The 23,929-nt window shown below is 64.3% G+C and carries 22 protein-coding genes and 1 tRNA gene; 11 read left to right on the top strand and 12 right to left on the bottom strand.

Features of this window, described 5'->3' with window-relative positions; translation table 11 throughout:
- Positions 1 to 240 precede the first annotated feature (240 nt).
- The 3 genes from ABID44_RS13400 to typA form a co-directional block, all read right to left on the bottom strand.
- Complete coding sequence (locus ABID44_RS13400) at positions 241 to 5,010, bottom strand: NAD-glutamate dehydrogenase (protein ID WP_354152216.1); 4,770 nt, start codon at positions 5,008 to 5,010, stop codon at positions 241 to 243.
- A gap of 117 nt (positions 5,011 to 5,127) precedes the next feature.
- Complete coding sequence (locus ABID44_RS13395; RefSeq protein WP_354152215.1) at positions 5,128 to 5,742, bottom strand: LysE family translocator; 615 nt, start codon at positions 5,740 to 5,742, stop codon at positions 5,128 to 5,130.
- A gap of 145 nt (positions 5,743 to 5,887) precedes the next feature.
- The gene (gene typA, locus ABID44_RS13390) at positions 5,888 to 7,714 is read right to left on the bottom strand and encodes a translational GTPase TypA (RefSeq protein WP_354152214.1); all 1,827 of its coding nucleotides are present in this window, start codon (positions 7,712 to 7,714) and stop codon (positions 5,888 to 5,890) included.
- Positions 7,715 to 7,926: 212 nt separating this feature from the next.
- Between typA and ABID44_RS13385 the strand changes: the two genes are divergently transcribed.
- Positions 7,927 to 8,211 (top strand): hypothetical protein, encoded by a 285-nt coding sequence (locus ABID44_RS13385; RefSeq protein ID WP_354152213.1) that lies wholly within the window; start codon positions 7,927 to 7,929, stop codon positions 8,209 to 8,211.
- A gap of 12 nt (positions 8,212 to 8,223) precedes the next feature.
- Here ABID44_RS13385 and ABID44_RS13380 read toward each other — a convergent pair whose 3' ends face one another.
- Complete coding sequence (locus ABID44_RS13380; RefSeq protein ID WP_354152212.1) at positions 8,224 to 9,507, bottom strand: MFS transporter; 1,284 nt, start codon at positions 9,505 to 9,507, stop codon at positions 8,224 to 8,226.
- A 73-nt stretch (positions 9,508 to 9,580) separates the two neighbouring features.
- Here ABID44_RS13380 and ABID44_RS13375 point away from each other — a divergent pair, with 73 nt between their 5' ends.
- Positions 9,581 to 10,189 (top strand): TetR/AcrR family transcriptional regulator, encoded by a 609-nt coding sequence (locus ABID44_RS13375; RefSeq protein WP_354152211.1) that lies wholly within the window; start codon positions 9,581 to 9,583, stop codon positions 10,187 to 10,189.
- Positions 10,190 to 10,191: 2 nt separating this feature from the next.
- Here the strand turns inward: ABID44_RS13375 and ABID44_RS13370 are convergent, their stop codons facing one another.
- The 5 genes from ABID44_RS13370 to ABID44_RS13350 all read right to left on the bottom strand — a co-directional run bounded on the left by ABID44_RS13370 (position 10,192) and on the right by ABID44_RS13350 (position 14,842).
- Positions 10,192 to 12,246, bottom strand: coding sequence for a M3 family metallopeptidase (locus ABID44_RS13370; protein ID WP_354152210.1), 2,055 nt, complete (start codon positions 12,244 to 12,246; stop codon positions 10,192 to 10,194).
- Between the two features lie 71 nt (positions 12,247 to 12,317).
- A complete protein-coding gene (locus tag ABID44_RS13365; protein ID WP_354152209.1) occupies positions 12,318 to 12,731 on the bottom strand; it encodes a nuclear transport factor 2 family protein in 414 nt (137 codons plus the stop codon).
- A 46-nt stretch (positions 12,732 to 12,777) separates the two neighbouring features.
- Positions 12,778 to 13,422, bottom strand: coding sequence for a carbonic anhydrase (locus tag ABID44_RS13360; protein ID WP_354152208.1), 645 nt, complete (start codon positions 13,420 to 13,422; stop codon positions 12,778 to 12,780).
- A 127-nt stretch (positions 13,423 to 13,549) separates the two neighbouring features.
- The gene (pdxY, locus tag ABID44_RS13355; protein ID WP_354152207.1) at positions 13,550 to 14,425 is read right to left on the bottom strand and encodes a pyridoxal kinase PdxY; all 876 of its coding nucleotides are present in this window, start codon (positions 14,423 to 14,425) and stop codon (positions 13,550 to 13,552) included.
- A 3-nt stretch (positions 14,426 to 14,428) separates the two neighbouring features.
- Positions 14,429 to 14,842: a hypothetical protein gene (locus ABID44_RS13350; protein WP_354152206.1), complete on the bottom strand. Its 414-nt coding sequence runs from the start codon at positions 14,840 to 14,842 to the stop codon at positions 14,429 to 14,431.
- Between ABID44_RS13350 and ABID44_RS13345 the strand changes: the two genes are divergently transcribed.
- The 5 genes from ABID44_RS13345 to ppa all read left to right on the top strand — a co-directional run bounded on the left by ABID44_RS13345 (position 14,841) and on the right by ppa (position 18,438).
- Positions 14,841 to 15,479 carry a LemA family protein gene (locus ABID44_RS13345; protein ID WP_354152205.1) on the top strand — a complete coding sequence of 213 codons (639 nt, stop codon included), beginning with the start codon at positions 14,841 to 14,843 and terminating at the stop codon, positions 15,477 to 15,479. The genes ABID44_RS13350 and ABID44_RS13345 overlap by 2 nt on opposite strands.
- A gap of 88 nt (positions 15,480 to 15,567) precedes the next feature.
- A complete protein-coding gene (locus tag ABID44_RS13340; protein WP_354152204.1) occupies positions 15,568 to 16,362 on the top strand; it encodes a TPM domain-containing protein in 795 nt (264 codons plus the stop codon).
- Positions 16,363 to 17,001 carry a TPM domain-containing protein gene (locus ABID44_RS13335; RefSeq protein WP_354152203.1) on the top strand — a complete coding sequence of 213 codons (639 nt, stop codon included), beginning with the start codon at positions 16,363 to 16,365 and terminating at the stop codon, positions 16,999 to 17,001.
- A gap of 90 nt (positions 17,002 to 17,091) precedes the next feature.
- Entirely contained in the window at positions 17,092 to 17,598 is a 507-nt protein-coding gene (locus ABID44_RS13330; protein WP_354152202.1) for a GNAT family N-acetyltransferase, read from the top strand.
- Positions 17,599 to 17,904: 306 nt separating this feature from the next.
- Complete coding sequence (gene ppa, locus ABID44_RS13325) at positions 17,905 to 18,438, top strand: inorganic diphosphatase (RefSeq protein ID WP_354152201.1); 534 nt, start codon at positions 17,905 to 17,907, stop codon at positions 18,436 to 18,438.
- An 18-nt stretch (positions 18,439 to 18,456) separates the two neighbouring features.
- Here the strand turns inward: ppa and ABID44_RS13320 are convergent, their stop codons facing one another.
- Together ABID44_RS13320 and ABID44_RS13315 are read right to left on the bottom strand one after the other, a co-directional pair.
- On the bottom strand, positions 18,457 to 18,771 hold the full coding sequence (locus ABID44_RS13320) for a DUF167 family protein (protein WP_354152200.1): 315 nt from the start codon (positions 18,769 to 18,771) through the stop codon (positions 18,457 to 18,459).
- Positions 18,772 to 18,779: 8 nt separating this feature from the next.
- Positions 18,780 to 19,070: a YggT family protein gene (locus ABID44_RS13315; protein ID WP_354152199.1), complete on the bottom strand. Its 291-nt coding sequence runs from the start codon at positions 19,068 to 19,070 to the stop codon at positions 18,780 to 18,782.
- 146 nt (positions 19,071 to 19,216) lie between these two features.
- Here ABID44_RS13315 and ABID44_RS13310 point away from each other — a divergent pair.
- From ABID44_RS13310 to ABID44_RS13295, 4 genes are all read left to right on the top strand, one after another.
- A tRNA-Ala gene (locus ABID44_RS13310) sits at positions 19,217 to 19,292 on the top strand.
- Between the two features lie 336 nt (positions 19,293 to 19,628).
- Positions 19,629 to 20,597 carry an SDR family oxidoreductase gene (locus ABID44_RS13305; RefSeq protein ID WP_354152198.1) on the top strand — a complete coding sequence of 323 codons (969 nt, stop codon included), beginning with the start codon at positions 19,629 to 19,631 and terminating at the stop codon, positions 20,595 to 20,597.
- A 1-nt stretch (position 20,598) separates the two neighbouring features.
- A complete protein-coding gene (locus ABID44_RS13300) occupies positions 20,599 to 21,225 on the top strand; it encodes a UdgX family uracil-DNA binding protein (protein WP_354152197.1) in 627 nt (208 codons plus the stop codon).
- 64 nt (positions 21,226 to 21,289) lie between these two features.
- A complete protein-coding gene (locus ABID44_RS13295; RefSeq protein WP_354152196.1) occupies positions 21,290 to 22,393 on the top strand; it encodes a DNA topoisomerase IB in 1,104 nt (367 codons plus the stop codon).
- 38 nt (positions 22,394 to 22,431) lie between these two features.
- On the opposite strand, the gene ABID44_RS13290 is transcribed toward ABID44_RS13295, so the two are convergent.
- Positions 22,432 to 23,907, bottom strand: coding sequence for an aldehyde dehydrogenase family protein (locus ABID44_RS13290; protein WP_354152195.1), 1,476 nt, complete (start codon positions 23,905 to 23,907; stop codon positions 22,432 to 22,434).
- Positions 23,908 to 23,929: the final 22 nt, after the last annotated feature.

The raw sequence follows: 23,929 nt of genomic DNA, 5'->3' as shown, positions 1-23,929 counted from the left end.
CCGCCGGACACAAGGTCCGGCACAGCATCAGATGCGGTTTCAAGAGAGGATCATCGAAGCCAGGCCGCCGGATTTGAACTCCAGTCCGACATCACAGTCATCAAGACTGCCAGAGGGGCCCGGCCTGGTGGCGCAATGCCTACGTCAGCGGCTTGAAAAACGCAAGAGGGAGTTGCGAAACCTGCCGGCCGTCGCCGGCCGACAGGTTCGTTGTGCATCCGGGTCCGGATATGAGCGCGATCAGACGCCGCGCGGACCCGAAAGATCGCTCATCAGACCGGCGGCGACGGACAGGCGCGACACGGAGATATCGCCGGCCTCGGTCAGGGCCTGCAGGCGCTCCCTGATCGCGCCGACGCGCGCGCCGCCGGCATCCAGCCAGGCGGCCACCGGATCTTCCGCATCGCCATGGGCGGTCAGCGCCGCCACCGCGATGCCGCGCCGCGCCGCGTCGATGGTGTCGGTGGCGCGCGACAGGGCGAGCTGGTCGTAATAGTCGGATGGCGAGATCGCATAGGCGGCTTCCTCGATGCGCGCGATGCGGAACGCCTCGCTGACGGCGAAGAACGCCTTGGCGGCGGCCACCATGTCGGCGTCGGCCAGGCGAGCCGTCAGCGCGATGTCCGGCACCAGATCGGCCGACTCCGCCAGCGCCAGCCGGGCTGCAAGCTTTTCGGGAACGCCCTGCGCAACCAGGTCGCCGCGCGTCGTATCGATACGGTCGCGCGACATTGCGGGCAGTAGTTCCAGCAGCTTCGGCTCAAGCTCCGCCCGTGCCGTCTTCAGGGCCGCGATGCGCTCGTCGAGTTCGCCGCTGGCGGTCTCGTTCTTCAGATGCCAGCCGCTATTGACGTAGATCAGCCGGCTGACCGTCTGGTAGAGGCCGAGCTGCACCTCGCCATCGATGCGGTTGTCGAGCGCGTCGATCTCGGCATGGAGCGCCGGCAATTCGAAGCCTTCCCGGATGAGCGCGAAAGTCAGCATCACATCCGCTGCGCTGCGGCCGGTGGTCTCCACCAGCCGGTTGACGAAGGTCGGGCCGCCGCGATTGACGAGATCGTTGACGAGCACGCGGGTGATGATCTCACGCCGCAAGCGGTGGGTGCGGATTTCGTCACCGAACTTCTCCGCCATGGCGTGCGGGAAGTAGCTCATCAGATCCTGCTCGAAGTGGGGGTTGTCCGGCACGTCGGAGGCGACGATGTCCGAGAACAGCACGATCTTGGCATAGGCGAGCAGCACGCCGAGTTCGGGCCGCGTCAGGGGTTCGCCGCGAGCTTCACGCTCGGCGAGAACCTTCGCCGGGGGCAGGTTTTCGACCGCGCGGTCGAGCAGACCGCGGCTTTCCAGCGCCGCCATGAAGCGGGCCTGATGCGCCATGTCGGCCAGCCCGCGACGGCGCGCGAGCGACAGCGCCAGCGTCTGCTGGTAATTGTTGGCGAGCACCAGCCCCGCGACCTCATCGGTCATTTCGGCCAGCAGCTTGTCGCGCGCGGGGCGCTCGAGGGTGGCCTTGCGCATGGCCGCCGCCAGCGCGATCTTGATGTTGACCTCGACGTCCGAGCAGTTGACCCCACCGGAATTGTCGATGGCGTCGGAGTTGCTGCGGCCGCCCCTGAGGCCATATTCGATGCGGGCGCGCTGGGTCATGCCGAGATTGGCGCCTTCGCCGATCACCTGGGCGCGCACCTCGCCGCCATTGATGCGGATGGCGTCGTTGGCGCGGTCGCCAACCTCCTGATTGGCTTCGCCGGCCGCCTTCAGATAGGTGCCGATGCCGCCGAACCACAACAGGTCCACCGGAGCGGCGAGGATGGCGCGGATCACCTCGACCGGCGTGGCCACCGACTTGCCGATGCCGATCGCCGCAGCCGCTTCGGGCGTCAGCGTGATCGATTTCTGCGAGCGCGAAACGATCATGCCGCCCCCGGAGAGTTTCGATTTATCATAGTCCTGCCAGCTCGAACGCGGCACGCCGAACAGGCGCTTGCGCTCGGCGAAAGACGACGCCTCGTCCGGATCGGGATCGATGAAGATGTCGCGATGGTCGAATGCGGCGATCAGCCTTGTCTGTTCGGAGCGCAGCATGCCATTGCCGAACACGTCGCCCGACATGTCCCCCACGCCCACGCAGGTGAACGGCGTCGTCTGGATATCGCGGTTCATCTCGCGGAAATGGCGCTTCACCGCTTCCCAGCCACCCCGCGCAGTAATCGCCATGCCCTTGTGGTCGTAGCCGGCGGAACCGCCGCTGGCGAAGGCGTCGTCCAGCCAGAAGTCATGGGCCTTCGAGATGGCGTTGGCGGTGTCGGAGAAGGTCGCGGTGCCCTTGTCGGCGGCGACGACGAAATAGGGGTCGTCGCCATCATGGCGCACCACACCCGATGGCGGGATCAGCGCATCGACGCCTATGTTGTCGGTGATCGACAGCATGCTCGACACGAAGTTGACATAGGCCGCACGACCCGCCTCGAACACCTCGTCGCGGCTGCCGCCGACGGGCAGGCGCTTGGGATAGAAACCACCCTTGGCGCCGACCGGCACGATGACCGCATTCTTGACCTGCTGGGCCTTGACCAGCCCCAGAACCTCGGTGCGGTAGTCCTGCGCCCGATCCGAAAGACGCAGGCCGCCCCGCGCAACGGGGCCGAAGCGCAGATGCACGCCTTCGACCTCCGAACCATAGACAAAAATCTCGCGCCAGGGCCGCGGCTCGGGCAGCCCTTCTATGGCGCGCGGGTCGAGCTTGAAGGCCAGCGAATGGCCGCGCTCGCGCTTATCCTCGACGAAATGGTTGGTGCGAAGCGTCGCCCCGATCAGGTTCAGATAGCGGCGGATGATCGTGTCGTCGTCGATATTGGGAACGTCTTCCAGCGCATCCCTGATCTTGGCCTTGAGATGGCGCGCCGCCACCTCGTCGCCCTGCGGCGAGGTCGGATCGAAGCGGGCGACGAACAGCGCGTAGAGCCCGCGCGCGATTTCGGGATAGCGGTTCAGCGCCGCGGCGATGAAACCCTGGCTTTGCGGGATGCCGGCCTGCTGCAGATAGCGGCCATAGGCGCGCAGCACCAGAATCTCGCCGGCCGCGAGGCCGGCCGTCTGGGCGAGCGCGTTGTAGCCGTCATTGTCCATCTCGCCGTGCCAGACGGCAAGGAACGCCTCGTCGAACAGCGCACCGCCGTCGGACAGGTCGACCGGCTTGCCGTAGGCGTTCTCCAGCTCCATGTCGTGGACGAAGATATTGTCGCTGTTTTCGTCCTCAACCTCGAAAGTACGTTCGCTGATGACGCGGAAACCCAGATTCTCGAGGATCGGCACGCGCTGCGACAGGGCGACCGGGCTGCCGTAGTGATAGATTTTCAATGAGGCCTGCTGCTGCGTCTGCACGGCGTCGCGATAGTAGTCGATGACGATCGGGAAGGCGCGAGCAAGCCGCGCGATGCGCTCCGCGTCGGCGATGGCGGTCTGCGCGCTGAAGCTGTTGCGGTAGCTCTGCGGAAAGCGGGCCGCAATGGCCGTTATCCGCGAATCGACGCCCGCCGGTCCGGCTGCTTCACGCAACGCATCTTCCCATGTGCGCACGATGTCACGCACGCGCGCCTCGATTTCGGCCGGATCGACCGACGGCGTCTTGCCGCCGGAGCGGCCGATGATGAAGTGTATGCGCGCAAGGCCACCTTCCGGGAACGCCGGATAATAGGCGGAAAGACGCCCCTCGAAGGCGGTCTTCAGATAGTCGCCGATCCGTTCGCGCACATCCGCGTCATAGCGGTCACGCGGCACGAAGACGATCACCGAAGCGAACCGGTCAAACTGGTCGACGCGCACCAACGCGCGCACCCGCGGGCGATCGACAAGCGCCAGCACGGCTTCGGCATGTTTTTGCAGCAGCGCCACGGGAATCTGGAACAGCTCGTCGCGCGGATAGCTTTCCAGCACATTGATAAGCGCCTTGCCGGCGTGGTCATGCGGATTGAGACCGGATTTCTCGATGACCGTCTCAACCTTCGAGCGCAGATAGGGGATCTTCATCACCGAACGCGTATAAGCGGTGGAGGTGAACAGGCCCACGATGCGCAGTTCGCCCGCCAGTTCGCCCCCGGAAGTGTAGGTCTTGACCCCGACATAGTCGAGATAGATGCGCCGGTGCACCGACGACTTGGCGTTCGCCTTGGTCACGATCAGCGGCTCCGGCCCATGCAGGAACGCGCGGATTTCCGGCGTGGTGGTCACGGATTCGGTGCCGCGACGCAACACCAGCACGTCCGGATCGGTCAGGATGCCGAGACCTGCCTTGTCGGCCAGTTCCAGCGAGCCGCTCTCCTCGCCGCCGCTGTATTTGTATTCGCGCATTCCGAGGAAGGTGAAATTGTCGTCACGCAGCCATTCGAGGAAGGCGATGGCCTCTGTCACCGCATCCTGCTCCAGAGGCACCGGCGCATAGCGGAAATCGCTGATCGCCTGATCGAGGCGGGCCAGCATCGGCTTCCAGTCATGTACGGCGGCGCGCACCTGCTCCAGCGTCTTCGCCAGATTCTGCGCCAGCGTGGCCGCCTCCTCGCCGCCCATGCGCCCGACATGAACCTGGATGACGCTCAGCCGGTCCCGACCCTCGCCGCCCCTGGGTGTGCATGTATCGCCAAGAACCTCCACCTCGCCCGTCGGCCCGTACCGGACGTTGAGCACCGGGTGGGCGACGAACCAGGCCTCGCCCACCGCCTCGTTGATCTCGCCGATGACGGAGTCGAAGAGGAAAGGCATATTGTCATTGACAATGGTTATGACCGTAACCGGACGCTCCTGCCGGGAAACACCGGATTCGGTTTCGACGGCGACGACGCTCTCTCCCTTGCGATGGCCTCCAACCGCCTTTTCGGCAAGGCTCGCCGCGCGCTCCAGATCGGCACGATCATAGGATGCGATGTCCTCATCCGGGGCCCGCGCGAGCAGGTAGTCCAGAAGCCCGCCCCTGGTTGCCTGTGTGCCGGATTCGGCTTTCTGAGTAGCCATGATACGCTTTTTCCTCCTGGCGAAATAACGGCCGTATGGTTGCAACAGCTGGCTGCTTATTGATGACCGGCTCAGCCGGTCACGTACGCTGCGGTTTCGATCATGCCAAGACGCCCGTCACGTACGCCCTGCAATGGCGGCGGCGGCGCCGGCCATCGTCGTGGCGCTGATGCGGTTGGCGATCTGCATGGCGCGCCGGCTCTTCAGGAGGCGACGCGCCTGTGCGGCGGCCAGCGCCCATGAGACGTCGATCACCACCAGGACGACGGCCATGGTCAGCGTCAGTTCAAGCCAGCCGAGCAGGGTGACGGATCGCAGGTCGACAATGGTCGGCAACAGCGCCAGATAAAACATCATCACCTTCGGATTGCCGAGCGTGACGGCCAGGCCGGCGAGGAACATCTTCAGGGGCGAACCGGCCTGCGGCAGGGATTCGCCACGCGCCTCGACGGGGGCCGTCCACATCCTCCACGCCAGATAGAGCAGATAGCCGACACCGGCCCATTTCAGGACAAGGAAGGCGAGATGAAAGGTCTGCGCCACCATCGCCAGCCCGAAAACGGCCAGAGACAGCCAGATGGCTTCCCCGATCCAGAGCGCCAGGAGAAACGGAAAGACACCACGAAATCCGGTGGAGATGACACGCGCCACAAGTGCGGCGACCGATGGACCCGGCGACCCCGCGGCGACGAACAACGCCGCGGCGAAGATGAGCAAAGATGTCATGTCCATTGCGCTGGCTCTCCGGCTGATGCGGCGATCATAGCCTTTTGGACCGCCGTGACCAGACGCCATCTGCCTCTTAAATCGATAAGAAAAACCCGGCGCGAAGAGCGCCGGGTCGTTTTTCTTCCGTACGGTACGGTGGCTACGCGGATCAGGCCGCGCCGGCCACCTTCTGCTTCTCGAAGCGCTTGCGCTCATTGGGATCGAGATAGAGCTTGCGCAGGCGGATCGACTTCGGCGTCACCTCCACCAGCTCGTCATCCTGAATCCACGACAGCGCCCGCTCCAGCGTCATGCGGATCGGCGGGGTCAGCTTCACCGCCTCGTCCTTGCCGGCGGCGCGGATATTGGTGAGCTTCTTGCCCTTGAGCACGTTGACCTCAAGGTCGTTGTCGCGGGAGTGGATACCCACGATCATGCCCTGATAGACCTTGACGCCGGGATCGATGACCATCGGCCCCCGATCCTCAAGGTTCCACAGCGCATAGGCCACCGCCTCGCCCTGCTCGTTGGAAATCAGCACGCCATTGGTGCGGCCGCCCAGCTCGCCCTTGTAGGGCTGGTAGGAATTGAACAGGCGGTTCATCACCGCCGTGCCGCGCGTGTCGGTCAGCAGTTCGGACTGGTAGCCGATGAGGCCGCGCGTCGGCGCGAGGAAGACGAGACGCTGACGGTCGCCGCCGGAAGGGCGCAGCTCGATCATCTCGGCCTTGCGCTCGCTCATCTTCTGAACGACGATGCCGGCGTGCTCTTCATCCACGTCGATGACGACTTCCTCGACCGGTTCCAGGATCTGGCCGTTCTCGTCCTTCTGCATGACGACGCGCGGACGCGACACGGCAAGCTCGAAGCCTTCGCGGCGCATGGTCTCGATGAGAACCGAAAGCTGCAGCTCGCCGCGGCCCGACACATAGAACGAATCCTTGTCGGCCGATTCCTCGATGCGCAGCGCCACGCTGCCCTCGGCTTCCTTGAGCAGGCGGTCGCGAATGACGCGGCTGGTCACCTTGTCGCCCTCGGTGCCGGCGAGCGGCGAATCGTTGACGATGAAGCTCATCGTCACGGTCGGCGGATCGATCGGCTGGGCGGGCAGCGCCTCGTTCAGCGACGGATCGCAGAAGGTGTCGGCGACCGTGCCCTTGGACAGGCCGGCGATGGCCACGATGTCGCCCGCCTGCGCTTCGTCGATCGGCTGGCGCTCGATGCCACGGAAAGCCAGGATCTTGGAAACGCGGCCGGTTTCCAGCAGCGAGCCGTCGTGATGGAGCACCTTGACCTGCTGGTTCGGCTTCAGCGTGCCGCTTTCGATGCGGCCGGTGATGATGCGGCCAAGGAAGGGGTTGGCTTCCAGGATGGTGCCGATCATGCGGAACGGGCCGTCGCCCACCTTCGGCGCCGGCACATGGTCGAGCACCAGATCGAACAGCGGCGCGAGGCCCTGGTCCTTCGGGCCTTCGGGGCTGGCGGCCATCCAGCCGTCGCGGCCCGAACCGTACAGGATCGGGAAGTCGAGCTGCTCGTCGGTGGCGTCGAGCGCCGCGAACAGGTCAAACACCTCGTTGATGACTTCGTCGGCGCGGGCGTCCGGACGGTCGATCTTGTTGATGGCGACGATGGGACGAAGGCCGACCTTCAGCGCCTTGCCGACCACGAACTTGGTCTGCGGCATCGGGCCTTCTGCCGAATCGACCAGCACGATGACGCCGTCGACCATATTGAGGATGCGTTCCACCTCGCCGCCGAAGTCGGCGTGGCCGGGCGTGTCGACGATGTTGATGCGCGCATCCTTCCACTCCACCGAAGTGGCCTTGGCGAGGATGGTGATGCCGCGCTCCTTCTCGATATCGCCGGAATCCATGACGCGTTCGGCGACGCGCTGGTTGTCGCGGACCGAGCCGGATTGCTTGAGGAGCGCATCGACCAGCGTCGTCTTGCCGTGGTCAACATGCGCGATGATCGCGATGTTACGGAGTTTCATAAGTATCTTCTCTGGGGCAGTGACGGCGGCGGCCGAAACAGGGTCGACCGCCCGCGCCATCATTTTCGGTTGGCGCGCTCATACAGGTTTTTTCGCAGATGCGAAAGTGCGCAGGCCAAAGAAATCGGCGCTTACGCTTTGTTAAGGGTCTGGATGCGATAAATTTTCGTTAACCAAGGGTGCCTGCAACCCTTTCCGAAAGGCGACTGGACATGACCATGCCGAAGACGACCCGGACCGGACTTTGCCTCGCCATACTGTGCGCGGGCGCCGTCCTTGCGGGCGGCGCGGCGCACTCCATGGCGACCGCGAACGCCGGCGGCAAGGACAGGGTGCTGTCCGTCACGGCCGCTCAGCAGCTCTTTTCAGACGCTCCCGATGGCGTCGACCCGATGGTCACCGGGCCGGTCAGCTCCGCCTTCCGCGAGCGCCAGCGCGAAGCTGGCTGCGCCGAGGCGGTGTGGCCGAACGTGCCGCTCGGCTGCTATCCGGGCTGAGCTTTCCGCCTGTCAGGCCGGCTGCGGCTCGGGATCGGCTTCCCTCTTGCCGGTGTCGATCAGCAGCGAGATGCAGGCGGCCGCAAGACCGGTCAGCCCGGCGATCAGGAACGCCATTTCATAGTCCCCCTGCAATTCGTGCATGACGCCGCCGAAATAGGCCGCCGCCGCCGCGCCCACCTGATGGCCGGCCACCACCCAGCCGAACACCAAAGGACCGGCGGCGTCGCCGAAGCCTTCGTTGGCGAGGCGCAGCGTCGGCGGCACGGTGGCGATCCAGTCGAGCCCGTAGAAGATTGCGAAGACGATGAGAGCGGTGGCCGAGAAACCCGAATAGGGCAGGTACATCAGCGACAGGCCGCGAATGCCGTAATAGATGAACAGCAGCTTGCGCGGATCGAAACGGTCGGTCAGCCAGCCTGACAAGGTGGTGCCGATGAGGTCGAACACCCCCATCAGGGACAAAAGCCCCGCCGCCTGTATCTCGTTGATCCCCATGTCGCCGCAAAAGGCGATGAGATGGGTGCCGACCAGCCCGTTGGTGGTGAAGCCGCAGATGAAGAAGGTCGCGAACAGATACCAGAACACACGCGTGCCGGCGGCGCGCTTCAGCGTCGATAGCGTATGGACGAGAAAATTGCCCCGTGCCGAGGGCGGCGCCGGCGGCACATCATCGGCATCCGCGCCATAGCGCACCTGCCCGATCGAGGACGGGCGCTCCGGCACCAGAAGCCACACCAGCGGCAGCAGCGCGGCGGTGGCGATTGAAACGGTGAGCGCGACCGGCCGCCAACCGCCGGACTGGGCAAGGGCGGCCAGCAGCGGCAGGAACACCAGCATGCCGGAAGCGCTGGACGCCGACATCAGCCCCATGACAAGGCCGCGATTGGTCTTGAACCAGCGATTGACGATGGTCGCGCCAAGCACGGTCGCAACCGCGCCGGACCCGACGCCGGACAGGATGCCCCATGTAAGCACCATGTGCCAGGGCTGCGTCATCCAGAGGCTGAGCGCCGTCGCCCCCGACATCAGCACCAGGGCGGCCAAAAGCACGCGCCTGAGGCCGATGCGCTCCATCAGCGCGGCGGCGAACGGCCCCGCAAGACCATAAAGAAAAATGCCGGCCGCAGCCGCAAAGGATATGCTGTCGCGTCCCCAGCCGAGGCTTTCCTCCAAAGGCAGCATCATAACCGCCGGCGCGGAGCGCAAACCCGCCGCGATGAGCAGACACAGGAAGATGACGGCGACGACCACGAAGGCGTAGCGCTGGCCAAAGGGAGCGGATCTGGCTATCATGTTACCGATCGGTACGTTTCGCTTATGCAAGCTGTATGTACCGACCGGTAACATTGTCAAGTGAACTTCGCTGATGACACAAAGCAGCAAAATTGAAGACCGCGCCGAAAGGGGTCGCCAGCCGGCGGCGGCCGAGAAAATTCTCGATGTCGCGCGCGACCTGTTTTACCGGCAGGGCATCAGGGCGATCGGCGTCGAAGAGATCGTGAGGACGGCCGGCGTCGCCAAGCCCAGCCTCTACCGCGCCTTCTCGTCCAAGGATGAACTGGCGGCGTCCTACCTTAGGCGATATGACCGCGAATTCTGGGAGCGTTTCGACGAAGCCGTGGTGGCCCATCCCGGCGATCCGCGCGCTCAGATCCTCGCGTTTCTCACCCGTGTCGGGAAACGCACGCAAACGCCTTCATATCGCGGCTGCGGCATGACCAATGCGGCGGTGGAATATCCCGAGCCGGACCATCCGGCCCGCAAGGTCAGCGAGGACAACAAGCGCGAACTGCGCCGCCGTCTTCGCGCAATGGCGCACGATATGAACGCCGCCGACGCCGACACGCTGGGCGACGGCCTGCTGCTCCTGATCGAGGGCGCTTATATTTCCGGCCAGCTTTTCGGAACCGGCGGCCCGGCGCAGTCGGTGGCCCGCAACGCCGAATTGCTGATCGATGCGAGCCTGAAGCGGTAAGCCTACGCCAGTCCGCGCTTTATCATCATCGCTTCAGGCGACGGCATCTTGCCTCGGAAGGCCGTATAAAGCTCCTCCGGGTCTTTCGAGCCGCCCGCCGCATAGATGTTGCGGCGCAGCCGCTCGGACAGCTCGGGGTCGAACGGATCGCCGCGCTCCTCAAAGGCGGAGAAGGCGTCCGCGTCGAGAACTTCCGACCACATGTAGGAATAGTAGCCGGCCGAATAGCCGTCGCCGGCGAAGACATGGGCGAAGTGTGGGGTGCGGTGACGCATGGCGATGGTGTCGGGCATCTCAAACCCGGCCAGCGTCTCGGCCTCGAACGCCAGCGGCTCCTGCGGCGCATCCGGCCTTGCGTGATAAGCCATGTCGATCAGCGCCGACGCGGTGAACTCGACCGTTGCGAACCCCGCGCCGAACGTCTGCGCCGCCAGCATCTTGTCGAGCAGCGCCTTCGGCATCGGCTTGCCGTCGCGGTGATGCAGCGCGTGCTTCTCCAGCACCGCCGGAACCGTCAGCCAGTGTTCATAGAGCTGGGAGGGCAGTTCCACGAAATCGCGGCTGACGGAGGTGCCTGAAACGCTCGGCCACGTCACATCGGTGAGCATGCCGTGCAGCGCATGGCCGAACTCATGGAACAGGGTCCTGGCCTCGTCCATCGAAAGCAGCGCCGGCTCGCCCTTGGACGGCTTGGCGAAATTCATGATGTTGTAGATGATCGGCGTCGAGCCCCGACCCAGCTTGTAGCCGGATTGCAGCGAACTCATCCATGCGCCGGAGCGCTTGGATGGTCGCGCGAAATAGTCGGCGAGAAACAGGCCGCGCTCCGAGCCGTCAGCATTCCGCACCACGAAGACGCGCGCATCCTCATGCCATGCCGCGATGCCGGACTGCTCCTCGAAGCTGACGCCGAACAAGCGGCCGGCCACATCGAAGCAGGCGGCGATGATATGGTCGAGCTGGAGGTAGGGCTTCAGCTCCGCCTCGTCGAAGGCGAATTTCTCCGCACGCAGCTTTTCCTGATAGAAGCGCCAGTCCCATGCCGCGAAGGGCTCGTTGTCGCCGGCTTCAGCCGCCAGCCGCTCCAGCTCCTTCTGGTCCTGACCAGCCCTTTCCAGCGCCTTCTTCCACACCGGGTCGAGCAGTTCGTGGACCGCCTTCGGCGTCTTGGCCATGGTGTCGTCGAGCTTCAGCGCCGCATAGCTGTCATAGCCGAGCAGCTTCGCCTTTTCGGCGCGCAGCTTGAGCATGTCGCGCACCACTGCCGTATTGTCGCCGGCGCCGCCGTTCTGGCCGCGCATGGTGAAGGCGCGCCACGCCGCCTCGCGCAGGTCGCGCCGCTCGGAAAAGGTGGTGAAGGGCTCGTAGATCGAGCGCGACAGCGTCACCGCATAGCGCCCCGCCTCCCCGCGCGAGGCGGCAGCTTCGGCCATAGCGCTTTTCAGGAAATCCGGCAGGCCGGCAAGGTCGCCCTCGTCGAGGAACAGCGCCCAGTCGCGCTCGTCGGCCAGCACGTTCTGGCCGAAGCCGGTGCCGAGCGACGACAGCTCCTCATTTATCGCGGCCAGCCGCTTCTTGGCCGCCGCATCGAGCTTCGCGCCGGAGCGCACGAAACCCTTCCAGCTCTTTTCAAGAACCCGCAGCGTCTCGGCGTCGAGCCCGAGTTCATTGCGCTTCGCATGGAGCGCATCGATGCGGGCGAACAGCTTCTCGTTCATCGAGATGGCGGAGAAGTGCCCCGCCATCTTCGGCGAAATCTCGCGCTCCAGCTTCTGGATGGCTTCGTTGGTGTCAGCGCCGGCCTTGCACCAGAAGATCGACGAGATCCGCTCCAGCGGCAGACCGGAGAGCTCCAGCGCGGCGAGCGTGTTTTCGATGGTCGGCTCCGCCTCGCTTTCCGCAATCGCCTCGATCTCGGCCTCATGCGCGGCGAAAGCCGCGGCAAACACAGATCCGAAATCGTCGTCGTGAATATGGTTAAAATCCGGCAAGCCGAGCGGCCCTTTCCACGCCGTGAGCGGATGGGTGGCAAGGTCGATGGTCTTCGCAGAGGACATGAGGCACCATTCGGCGGTTGGAAATCTGTGGCCCCGATGTAGGCCCGCCGCCCGCTCCGCGCAACCGCCTGTCAGTAGCCGTCGCAGTTGTCGGCGACTTCGGCCTGCGAGCCCGCCGTGATGCGGCCTTCGCTGATCGCGAATGTTTCCTGCATCAGCATCTGGTTGTTGGGGAAGTCGTAACAGACCATGACGGTCGAGACGCCATCCTCTTCCTTTTCCAGCCGATGGCGAATGGCGCCGCCGGCGACGGCGTTCTCCCACTCGCCCATGGACTCGAGGAACTCGTCTTTTGTCTGGATGATGTCCAGATCGTCGAGGCTGATGCGCGCATCATCGGCGAGCAACTCGGCCAGAGCGGCGCTGTCCGCCCTGAGCAGCGCTTCATACCAGCGCTCGATCACCGCCTCGTCGGCGCGCACAGCGCCCACGACAAGCACGGACACAACGGCAACCGCCGCCATCGCCATCCTGAGCGAAGACATGGCCAACTCCACGAATGATCCTCTTTCGCACCAAACGCGAAAAGGCTCAGCCCAGTTCCGGACGCTCGAAATCGCCGGTTTCCTTGTTCATCACCCAAAGCTCGCCGGTGGAGATGTCGAACCAGGCTCCGTAGAGCGCCAGCCTGCCCTTGCTTTCGAGGATGTTAACGCAAGGGAAGGTGCGCAGATTGGCCAGCGAATAGCGGATCGAGATGCGTTCCAGCGCGGTGTGCCGCTCCGAAGCCGTCATCAGCGTGCTTGCCGACACGGCTTCCGCAGCGGGGCCGATGAGGCTCATCCACTTGCCGATGAAATCGCCGGGAGAAAGGGGCGCGCTGCCATTGCTGAGCGCGGCCTTGATGCCGCCGCAGCGGCCATGGCCCATGACGACGATGTTCTTCACCTTCAGGCTCTGCACGGCGAATTCCAGCGCGGCGGAGGTGGAGTGGAACTCGCCGTCCGGCTCGTAAGGCGGCACCAGGTTCGCCACGTTGCGCAACACGAACAGTTCGCCGGGACCGCAATCGAAGACGGTTTCGGGCGCGGAACGCGAATCGCAGCAGGCCACGATCATGGTTTCGGGGTGCTGCCCTTCCCGCGCCAGCGAGGTATATCGCCCGCTCTCCGAGGCATATCGGCCCTGCATGAAATTGCGGTATCCGTTGAGGAGGTGCTCGGGAAGATGGGTCATGCCGGCGGTTGCTTTCCGATAGGGATGGCGGACAGCCTGAGTGGCTGCCGCTGGTCTACCGGCAAAAAGCCCTGGCGATCAACGAAGAATCGCGAAAGCCGCAAAGAAAATGCCGGACCCGGCCCCGTCATTCGTGGGTGGCGGGCTCGCCATGGTGAATGACGACCTCAGCCGAGGGATGGAGCAGGCTTTGCGCATCGGTCTCGATCTGCAATTCGTTGCTGCCGCGCGACGCCGCCCTTTGCAGCACTTCATAGACGGAGGCGGTGGTCGCCCGCAGCGCGGCGCGCGGCGTGGCTTTGCCGAGCACGCGCGCCAGATAGAGCGATGCGGTGAGGTCGCCGACCCCGTTCGGCGGATTGCTGACCAGATCATGCTCGGCGAACAGTTCCTGCCCGCCTTCCACCAGAAGATTGCCGACCCGGCCCGCAACCGATGCGGGCGAGGAGGTCACCAGCATCTTTTTCGGCGGCGCGGCGCGTGCGGCTTCAGCCAGAGCCGCGCGGTCGGGAAGGTCGCGTCCGGCCAGCCAGGCGAGTTCGTAGCGGTTTGGCGTGGCGATATCGGCCAGCGGCATGAGCTGGTCGCGCATGGCCTCCGCCACCTGTTGCGGCACATAGAGGCCGCCCACATCGCCCATCACCGGATCGCAGGCGTAGAGCGCCTCCGGATTGCGCGCCTTGACCGCCCGCACCAGCGAAGCCACCGCTTCCGCCTGCCGGTAATCGCCCAGAAAGCCGGAGAGCACGCCCTTCACCTCGCCCAGCCAGCGCGAGCCTTCCAGATCCTTCAGCAGCGATACGAACTGTTCCGGCGGCGCGACGATCCGCGTCCCCGGGCCATGCCCCGGATGCCAGGGCAGGATGACGGTTGGCACTTCCCACACGGGAAAGCCCAGCGCCTCCAGCGCGAACACGGCGGCGCGGTTTCCCACCGTGCCGCGCACGACATGGCTGGAGATGACGATGACGGCCGGCTTGGGTTCGGGAAGGTGCGCGCTCATGCCTTATCCGTTACTGAAGACGAGACGGAACAGCCAGATCGCCAGGCCGATCATGATCGCCATGCCAAGCACACGGCCGATGCGCGTGCCCCACGTTTCGATTCGGTCTTCCGGGTCGGTGTCAGCGGCGCTCAGGTGATCGCCCACCCTTTTAGCCGTCCGTCCGGCGAGCGAGGTTCCCGAAGAATCGGACTCGCCGGCGACGCTCTTCAGGATGCGGCGTGATTCCCGTTCCTGCTGCCTATCCCTGTCTGCGGCCATGGCCTTGATCCCTTGCCCTCGGGCAAAATCCGCTCCCAAGCCGTTTTCCGGCTTCTTTCCGCCTATAGCATGGCTGACTTTGAAGGCAGGCATTTTCTCCGCGCCTCTTTGTGCTATTTCTTGGTCCAACACTCCTAAGTTGAGGGATTCCTCCATGCCTGCCCAGCATCTCGCACTTCCCCGCCGCCTGCGCGTTCTTCCGGCCTTCTTCATTCTCACGCTGCTTCTGCCCCTGCTGGCCGGCTGCGGCTACAACACCATTCCAACGGCGGAAGAAAACGCCAAGGCGGCATGGAGCGAGGTGCTCAACCAGTATCAGCGCCGCGCCGATCTCATCCCCAATCTGGTCGAAACGGTGAAGGGCTACGCCAGCCACGAACGCGACGTGCTGGAAGGCGTGGTCGAGGCGCGCGCCAAGGCGACGCAGGTCACCGTTTCGCCCGAGAACCTGTCCGACCCCAACGCATTCAAGGCTTTCCAGGAAAATCAGGCCGGGCTGACCGGCGCGCTGTCGCGCCTGCTCGCCGTGGTCGAGAACTATCCCGACCTCAAGGCGAACCAGAACTTCCTCGCCCTCCAGGCACAGCTCGAAGGCACGGAAAACCGGATCGCCGTCGCCCGCCGCGACTATATCCAAGCGGTTCGCGACTATAATTTGACGCTGCGCACCTTCCCGTCCGTCATCTGGGCGAACCTGTGGTTCCGTTCGAACGAGCCATTCCAGAACTTCACCGTCGCGGAGGACAAGATGGAAGCCCCGCAGGTGAACTTCGGTACCGGACAGGGCGGCTGAACGCGCCCGCGTCCCGACCCGGCAGGCTGACGTGACGAAACAGCATCCCCTCGCATTCGTGCGAACCCTTGATCCCGGTTGCCGCAGAATGCTGGCTGTCCTGCTGCTTTGCCTCGCTCTGCCGGCGGCAGTGCTTGCGGCGGGGCTTCCCGCACTTACCGGACGCGTCGTCGATCAGGCTGGCATGATCGACGCAGCGACCCGCGTGCTGCTGGAGCAGAAGTTGGCGGATTTCGAAGCGGAGGGCTCTGACCAGATCGTCGTCGCCACCGTCGACAGTCTCGACGGCGAGGCCATCGAACCTTACGCCAACCGCCTGTTCCGCAACTGGGGGCTCGGGCAGGCCGGAGAGAACAACGGCGTCCTGCTGCTGATCTCGCGCGACGACCGCAAGATGCGCATCGAGGTCGGCTACGGGCTCGAAGGCACGCTGACCGACCTGCACAGCAAGCTCATCATCGAGAACGACCTTGTGCCTGCCTTTCGTGCGGGCGATTACGCCGGCGGCGTCGAGAAGGCCGTCGACGACATCATCATGGTGCTCCAGGGCCATCCCGAGGAGCTTGAGGCGCGCGGAGTCCGCAACCAGGCAAGCGGCGATACTGCGGAAGACTGGATAGCTGTCATCTTCATCACCGTCTGGGTGATCCTGTTCTTCGGCGGTTTCGCCATGGCGATCCTGCCGCCCCTGTTCGGCGAGAAGGTCGGCCCCGGCCGCTATCGCTGGATGGGCATCGTGTTCACCGTTAATCAGGGCGGCTCCTCGCGCCGTTCCGGCGGCGGGAGCTGGTCCTCGGGCGGCGGCGGATGGTCGTCGGGAGGAGGCGGGTTCTCGGGCGGCGGCGGCTCGTCCGGCGGCGGCGGCGCATCGGGAGGCTGGTAGATGACGACACGCCCCATAAGCGAAGCCGACCGCGAGTACGTGACCGCCGCCATTCGCGAGGCGGAGGCCCGTACGGACGGCGAAATCTACTGTGTCGTCGCCCGTCAGAGCGAAGGTTATTTCTTCCCCGCCGCCTGCATGGCGATGGTCGGCGTGTTGCTGGCCAGTCTCGCCGTGGCTTTCGTATCCGAATACTGGTGGGTGTCGATCCGCCTGCCGCATTTCATCATGAAGCAGATCGCCGCCGTGGCGGCGGTGTTGGCCATTCTGTGGCTTGTGCCGGCGCTGCGCATCCATCTGGTGCCCTGGCAGATGCGCCACCGCGCCGCCCGCGACAATGCGCGCCGCCAGTTTCTCGGCCGCAATGTCCACAGGACCGCAGCGCGCACCGGCGTGCTGATCTTCGTTTCGCTGGCGGAGCGCTACGCGGAAGTGATCGCCGATGTGGGCATCAGCGCCCATGTCGATCCGAAAGTCTGGGAAGATACGGTAGCCGACCTCACCGACCACGCCAGGCAGGATCGCTTGGCCGACGGCTTCGTCCGGGCCGTTCAGTCTGTCGGCGCCATTCTCGCCACGCACTTCCCTGTCTCGCCCGACAATCAGAATGAACTGGACAATCATCTGATCGAGATCTGAGCGACCCTTCGCGCCTTTGTGTGAAAGCCGCGCCGCGATCCGGCGCGGCTCTTGCGTTCGGCTGCGACCGGGGACTATGGTTAACAAACTATGAACACCTTGACTGTCGACATCCGCAAAGCTGAACCGCGCGACGCCGTGGCGATCGCCGGTGTGCATCTGGAAGCCTGGCGGGGCGCCTATGCCGGCATCATTCCGCACAAGGCGCTGACCTCGATGATCAATCGCCGAGGCAGCGACTGGTGGGCCAACGCCATCCGCCGCGCCGCCACCGTGCTGGTGGTGGAGATCGGTGGCGTCATTGCCGGCTACGCCACCATCGGCCGCAACCGCGCCCGTGAACTTCCCCAGCAGGGCGAAATCTACGAGCTCTACCTGCGCCCCGAATATCAGGGGATCGGCCTCGGCAGCCGCCTCTTCACCGCCGCGCGCCGCCGTCTGGCCGAGCATGGGCTGAGGGGGCTTGTCGTCTGGGCGCTGGAGGAAAACGACAATGCGCTGGGCTTCTATGCCGGGGCGGGCGGCCGGGACATCGCCGAGGGCGTGGAAATCTTCGAGCACAAGGCCCTGAAGAAGATCGCCTTCGTCTGGGATTAGAGCAGCGGGCGTTCTGACGGCCGTACCCACGCTGCTCCAGCTTCGTTTCCCTGGCCGCATTTGTGCATCGTCAGACGATTCCGTCTGACTGCAAAATGCTCCAGCGACTCCTTCGAATTTCCGGCCGAATGCGCAATCGGTGCGTTCCGTCGCATTGCGCGCTGCATCAAGCCCCGCTATTGCGACCCGCAGGACGTGATGCTGCTTCCTGCCGGATGCGGTCTCCTCCCTGATTTCCACCCCTGTTCCCGCAGCCGCCCCCAGGAGCGCCCTGCCGGGAAGTCAGCAACGCCATGAGGCCCAGACATGCGCATCGACGCCATATCGCCCGGAAACAACCCTCCGGAGGACGTGAACGTCATCATCGAGGTTCCTGTCGGCGGCGAGCCGATCAAGTACGAGATGGACAAGGAAGCAGGCACGCTCTTCGTCGACCGCTTCCTCTACACGCCCATGCGCTATCCCGGAAACTACGGCTTCATCCCGCACACCCTTTCCGGCGACGGCGATCCGGTCGACGTTCTGGTGTGCAACACCCGCGCGCTGGTGCCGGGCTGCGTGATCAATGCGCGCCCGATCGGCGTTCTGATCATGGAGGACAACGCCGGCGAGGACGAGAAGATCATCGCCGTCCCCTCGCCGCACATCACCAAGCGCTACGAGAATGTGCACGATTACACCGATCTGCCGCAGATATCGCTCGACCAGATCGCTCACTTCTTCGGACACTACAAGGATCTTGAGCCCGGCAAGTGGGTCAAGATCGGTGGCTGGCACGGGGCGGAACGCGCCCGCCAGATGATCCTTGAAGGTCTCGAGCGCGCCCGCGCTTCATCGTGAGACATTTCGCGGGCCCTGTCATCCGTACAGGGCCTGCTTCAATTTCTGCTGCAAGTCCTGCGGCTCGCCGCTTATGCGCACCGTCTTGAGGCGCGCCGTCCCGCCCGCCACCACCTCGACAGTAGTTGGGGGCACGCCAAGGCTCTTTCCAATCAGCTTTTCCAGCGCCGTATTGGCCGCGCCCTTTTCGGGCACGGCCCGCACGCGCGCCCGGGCGTGGATCTTCCCGTCGGCGGACATGTCCACGCCGCAGAGTTCGTCACGCGACGATTTCGGCGTCAGCCGCACGTAAAGATCGAGCCCGTCGTCACGGACCTTGCAGGGCAGGTTCAACGCTTGTCCTAGAGGAACAGCGGCGCGACGCTCATGAGAAGGAACTGCCGCACGAAGAAGAGGACCAGCAGCAGGATGATCGGCGAGACGTCGATGCCGCCAAGATCGGGCATGAAGCGGCGGATCGGCCGTAAAGCCGGCTCGGTCAGGCGAAACAGCATGTTGCCGATGGTGCCGACGAACTGGTTGCGTGGATTGACGACATTGAACGCATAGAGCCAGGAGAAGACGGCCGAGGCGATAATGATCCACCAGTAGAGGTCGAGCGCCAGGACGATGGTCTGGATGAGGGCGATCATGCGGGTCTCCGATTGTCCCCGACATGTAGCCATTGCGGCCGGAGCGGGCAAGTCCCCGCCACTCTCTGCACGCATGGTGGGAAAGACGCAATTGCTTGCTTGACACTCCCCACCCTCGGCTCATAAATGCGCCATTCCCGCTGGATGGGGCTGTAGCTCAGCTGGGAGAGCGCGTCGTTCGCAATGACGAGGTCAGGGGTTCGATCCCCCTCAGCTCCACCAATCTTACCCGCCAAAACCCTGACCACATATAGCAGCCGGAATAAGGTCGTCTTTTCGGCGGGTTAGAATGCGCCCCGCATCGGCACGATCAACCCGAAGGATACGATGTTTTTGCACCATGGCGGAGGAGTTGGTGAGCCGGTTCATGTAGACATGGGGCGATCAGGTCGACCAGCGACGAGTCCGGTTGCGGACGACTATAGGGCGAATCAATCACGATCCTCATCCCTGCCCCACTGCCGCTTCGAAGCCGGTTGGCTGGCGAATAATAACATCCCGATATGAACTCCCACGGGTTTGGGACGTTGAACCTCCATCGCGAGATGGAGACAGACAATGGCCAACAACACTTCGGAGGAGACACGCTCGGCGGCGGCAAAACAAAGGCGCATCCAGAAAAGCATTGACGGCAAGCCGGCGCGCAAATCGGTTTCCCGGCCGATGCAGGCGGGAGCGCGCAAATATCCGGTTCCGCCATTTCCGAAACAGCATTACCCAAAGCCCGGCATGGAGCGCGTGCTCGACCCCTCGCCCATGTATGAAGCCCCCTTCTACAAGGGATCGCAGAAGCTGGAGGGCAAGACGGCGCTCATCACCGGCGGGGATTCGGGGATCGGCCGGGCGGTGGCCGTATTGTTCGCGCGCGAGGGGGCGGACGTGGCGATCCTCCACCTCGCCGAAAAGGGCGATGCGGAAGTCACCAGAAAGGCCGTAGAGAATGAGGGCCGGCGCTGCCTCGTACTGAGTGGCGATGTATCGAAGCGCAGCTTCTGCGAGAAGGCCGTGGCGCGGGTCGTGAGGGAATTCGGGTCGCTCGACATCCTGGTCAACAATGCGGCCTTCCAGATTCACGCCGACAGTTTTGACGACCTGAGCGAAGAGCACTTCGACACGACCGTGAAGACCAACCTCTACGGTTACTTCCATATGGCCAAGGCGGCCGTGCCGCACATGAAATACGGTTCGGCGATCATCAATACGGGCTCGATCACCGGCATCGACGGCTCTAAGGCTCTGGTCGACTACTCCATGACCAAGGGCGGCATTCATGCCTTCACGCGAGCGCTGGCGGGCAATCTGGTCGGCAAGGGCGTCCGGGTGAACGCTGTCGCGCCGGGCCCTGTCTGGACCCCGCTGAACCCTTCCGACAAGGAGGCCGGCGACGTGGCGCAGTTCGGCGCCAGGACGCCCATGAAGCGCCCGGCCCAGCCAGAGGAGATCGCCCCTGCCTATGTGTTCCTGGCTTCGCCCCAATGCTCCAGCTACATCACCGGCGAGGTCATTCCCATCATCGGCGGTTATTAGGATGGGGTCGCCGGCGACAAGGATTCCTGGACCGGAAGCCGGCACGCTTCCCGGCCTTGCTGTGGCGGAGGCGGAATGCACACGCTGCCCGCTCTACAAATCCGCCACCCAGGTCGTGCCGGGCGAAGGACGCAGCCGCGCCCGCCTCATGATTGTCGGAGAACAGCCGGGCGACAGGGAGGACCTTGCGGGCCACCCGTTCGTCGGACCGGCCGGCCGGCTTCTGGACGAGGCGCTGGAGGAAACGGAAATCCCGCGCGATTCGATCTTTCTGACCAACGCCGTCAAGCACTTCAAGTTCGAGAGGCGCGGCAAGAGGCGGTTGCACAAGCGCCCCAATGTCGGCGAGATCGAACAATGCCGCTGGTGGCTGGAACAGGAGCGCAAGCTGGTTTCGCCGGTGGTGCTGCTGGCCATGGGCGCGACGGCCGTGCGGGCGCTCATGGGGCGCTCGACCGCAGTCTCTGCGTTGCGGGGCAAGATATGCACGCTTGAGGATGCAACCCCGCTGATCGCGACGATCCACCCCTCCTATCTGCTGCGGATACGGGACCCGGAAAGCCGTGCGAAGGAGCGGGACGGTTTCATTGGCGACCTCAGCCGGGCCTGGCGTCTGGCGAACGATTGACGTGGTAGACCGGCGAATCTCTCCAACGATGGAACCAACGCATCCGCACCGTAATTTCCGGACAATGGCAGCGGAAACCGGGACGATCATGGATATCAGGCAAGAGCCGAGCCTTTCGGCGGAACGCGTAGGGCTGACTTACGTCAGCGACACCGAACCGGGCTACCGACGAAGGCGGGCCGGAAAGGGCTTCTGCTACTTCACCCCGCGCGGTCGTTACGTAAGGGATAAGGAAACCCTTTCCCGGATCAGGGGGCTGGTGATCCCGCCCGCCTGGTCCGATGTCTGGATATGCCGGGAGCCCTCGGGCCACATTCAGGCCACCGGGCGCGATGACCGGGGCCGCAAGCAATATCGCTACCATGAGAAATGGACGGCCTGTCGCGACGCCACCAAGTTCTCGAGCCTGACGGGCTTTGCTCGAGCCTTACCCCGTTTGAGAGAGCGGGTGGACGCCGATCTTCGCCGCCACGGACTGGTGCGCGAGCGGGTGCTGGCGTCAGTGGTGCGGCTTCTCGACAGCACCCTGATCCGCGTGGGGAACGAGGTGTACGCCCGGCAGAACAAAAGCTTCGGGCTGACCACGTTGCGCTCGCGCCATCTTGAGGTCGAGGGCACGGAGATACGTTTCTCCTTCACCGGTAAATCGGGAAAGAAGTGGAATTTGAGCCTCCGCGACCGCCGGATGGCGAAGCTCATCCGCACGATCCAGGAATTGCCGGGCCAGAATCTGTTCCAATATGTCGAGGATGGGGTCCGACATCAGGTCTGCTCGCAGGATGTGAACGCCTACATCGCGGACGCAATGGGCCCGGATTTCACCTCGAAGGACTTTCGAACCTGGGGCGCAACGGTTTCGGCAGTGCTGGCGCTCGAAGCGACCGAACTGCCGGCGTCGAAACGCGACAGGACAAAGGCGCTCAATGGGGTGATCGACAGGGTCGCAAGGCTACTTTGCAACACCAGAACCGTCTGCCGCCGCTGCTATATCCATCCCGCGGTCATCGCCGCGTGGGAAGTCGGCCGGCTGGCGACCGAAATGCAGGCGATCCGCAAACGGAAAATCCGTCGCGGCCAAGGGCTAGACGAGGACGAAGCCCTCGTCCTGCGCTGGCTTTCACACAATAGCGCAGCGGAAGCGGCGATGAGGCGGACACGTGCCGCATGATCGTTCCCGGCGAGTATCCCGGTGGAAGGCCGGGAAGCTCAGTTCAGATACCAACCCCAGGGCTCCTTGCTGGCATAGCTGGTGATCTGCTTGATCTCGAGGTAATTCTCCAGACCCCAGCGACCAAGTTCGCGGCCCAGCCCCGACTGTTTGTAGCCGCCCCATGGCGCTTCGGTGAATGTGGGTTGCGAGCAGTTGATCCATACGATTCCCGCCCGGAAAGCCGCCGCCACCCGCTCGGCGCGGGCTTCGTCCCGCGACATCACCGCGGCGGCGAGACCGTAGCGGCTGTCATTTGCCAGTTCCACCGCCTCGGCCTCGGTTTCGAAGGGTCTGGCGCAGACGACGGGACCGAATATCTCTTCCCGCCATGCCGCGCTGTCTGCCGGGACTTCGGTCAGGATGGTCGGCTCCAGATAATAGCCCTTGTCCAGCCCCTCGGGTCGCTTTCCGCCGAACGCGACCGTCGCGCCGGCGTCGCGAGCCGCCTCGATCGCCGCGAGAACCTTGTCATACTGACCCCGCGATACGAGCGGCCCAAGCAGCACGCCGTCGTCAAGCCCGTTGCCGATGCTGATAGCGCGCGCGGCCTCGCACAGTCGGGCCATGACCTGCTCGTAGACGGGCGCTTCTATGAGGACGCGCGATGTTGCGGAACAGACCTGTCCCTGGTTCCAGAAGATGCCGAACATGATCCATTCCACCGCCTGCTCGATGTCCGCGTCGGCAAAGATCACGAAAGGCGATTTTCCACCGAGTTCGAGACTGACCCGCTTGATGTCGCGAGCGGCCGCGGCCATGACCTTCGAGCCCGTCGGCACGGAACCGGTGAAAGCCAGCTTGTCGATCAGCGGATGATCGATGATCGCCTGGCCGGCCTCGCCGCCCGTGCCGGTTACGATATTGAGCACGCCGGCCGGCAACCCGGCCTCCGCCGCTATCGCGCCGAGTTCCAGCGCGGTCAGGGAGGTCAGCTCCGAAGGCTTGAGAACCACCGTGCAGCCTGCTGCGAGAGCTGGCGCAACCTTCCATGCCGCCATCAGCAGCGGATAATTCCAGGGAATGATCGCGCCCACCACGCCCAGTGGTTCCCTGACCGCTTTCGAGGTGAAGCGATCGTCGGAAACCATGATCTCCTCGGCCGGAGCGGCGGCGAGTTCTTCGGCAAGCCCCGCATAATAGTCGAAGCAGCCAGCCGAATCCTCGATGTCGCCCCGCGCTTCAGCCAAAGGCTTGCCATTGTCGACGACTTCGAGACGCGCCAGTTCATCCAGCCTCTTGCGAATCCCCGCTGCAATCGCGCGCAGGTAGCGGGCACGGCTGCGCGCATCGAGCTTCGGCCAGCCATCCCCGTCGAAGGCGCGACGCGCAGCTGCAACGGCGCGATCGACATCTTCGGCCGTCGCGGAGGGGATGGCGTGGATCACCTCCTCGGTCGCGGGATTTACGGTGGGAAAGGTTTTTCCCTGGACGGGCCTGACCCACTGGCCATCGATATAGAGTTCGGTTCGCAACGTCTCTCTCCCTTGTCCCGCG

Origin of the sequence: Aquamicrobium ahrensii, assembly GCF_040545755.1 — a bacterium.
In the GTDB taxonomy this organism is placed as follows: domain Bacteria; phylum Pseudomonadota; class Alphaproteobacteria; order Rhizobiales; family Rhizobiaceae; genus Mesorhizobium; species Mesorhizobium ahrensii.
The sequence above is the reverse complement of the archived record's forward strand: the minus strand, read 5'-3'. Positions and strand labels throughout refer to the sequence as shown.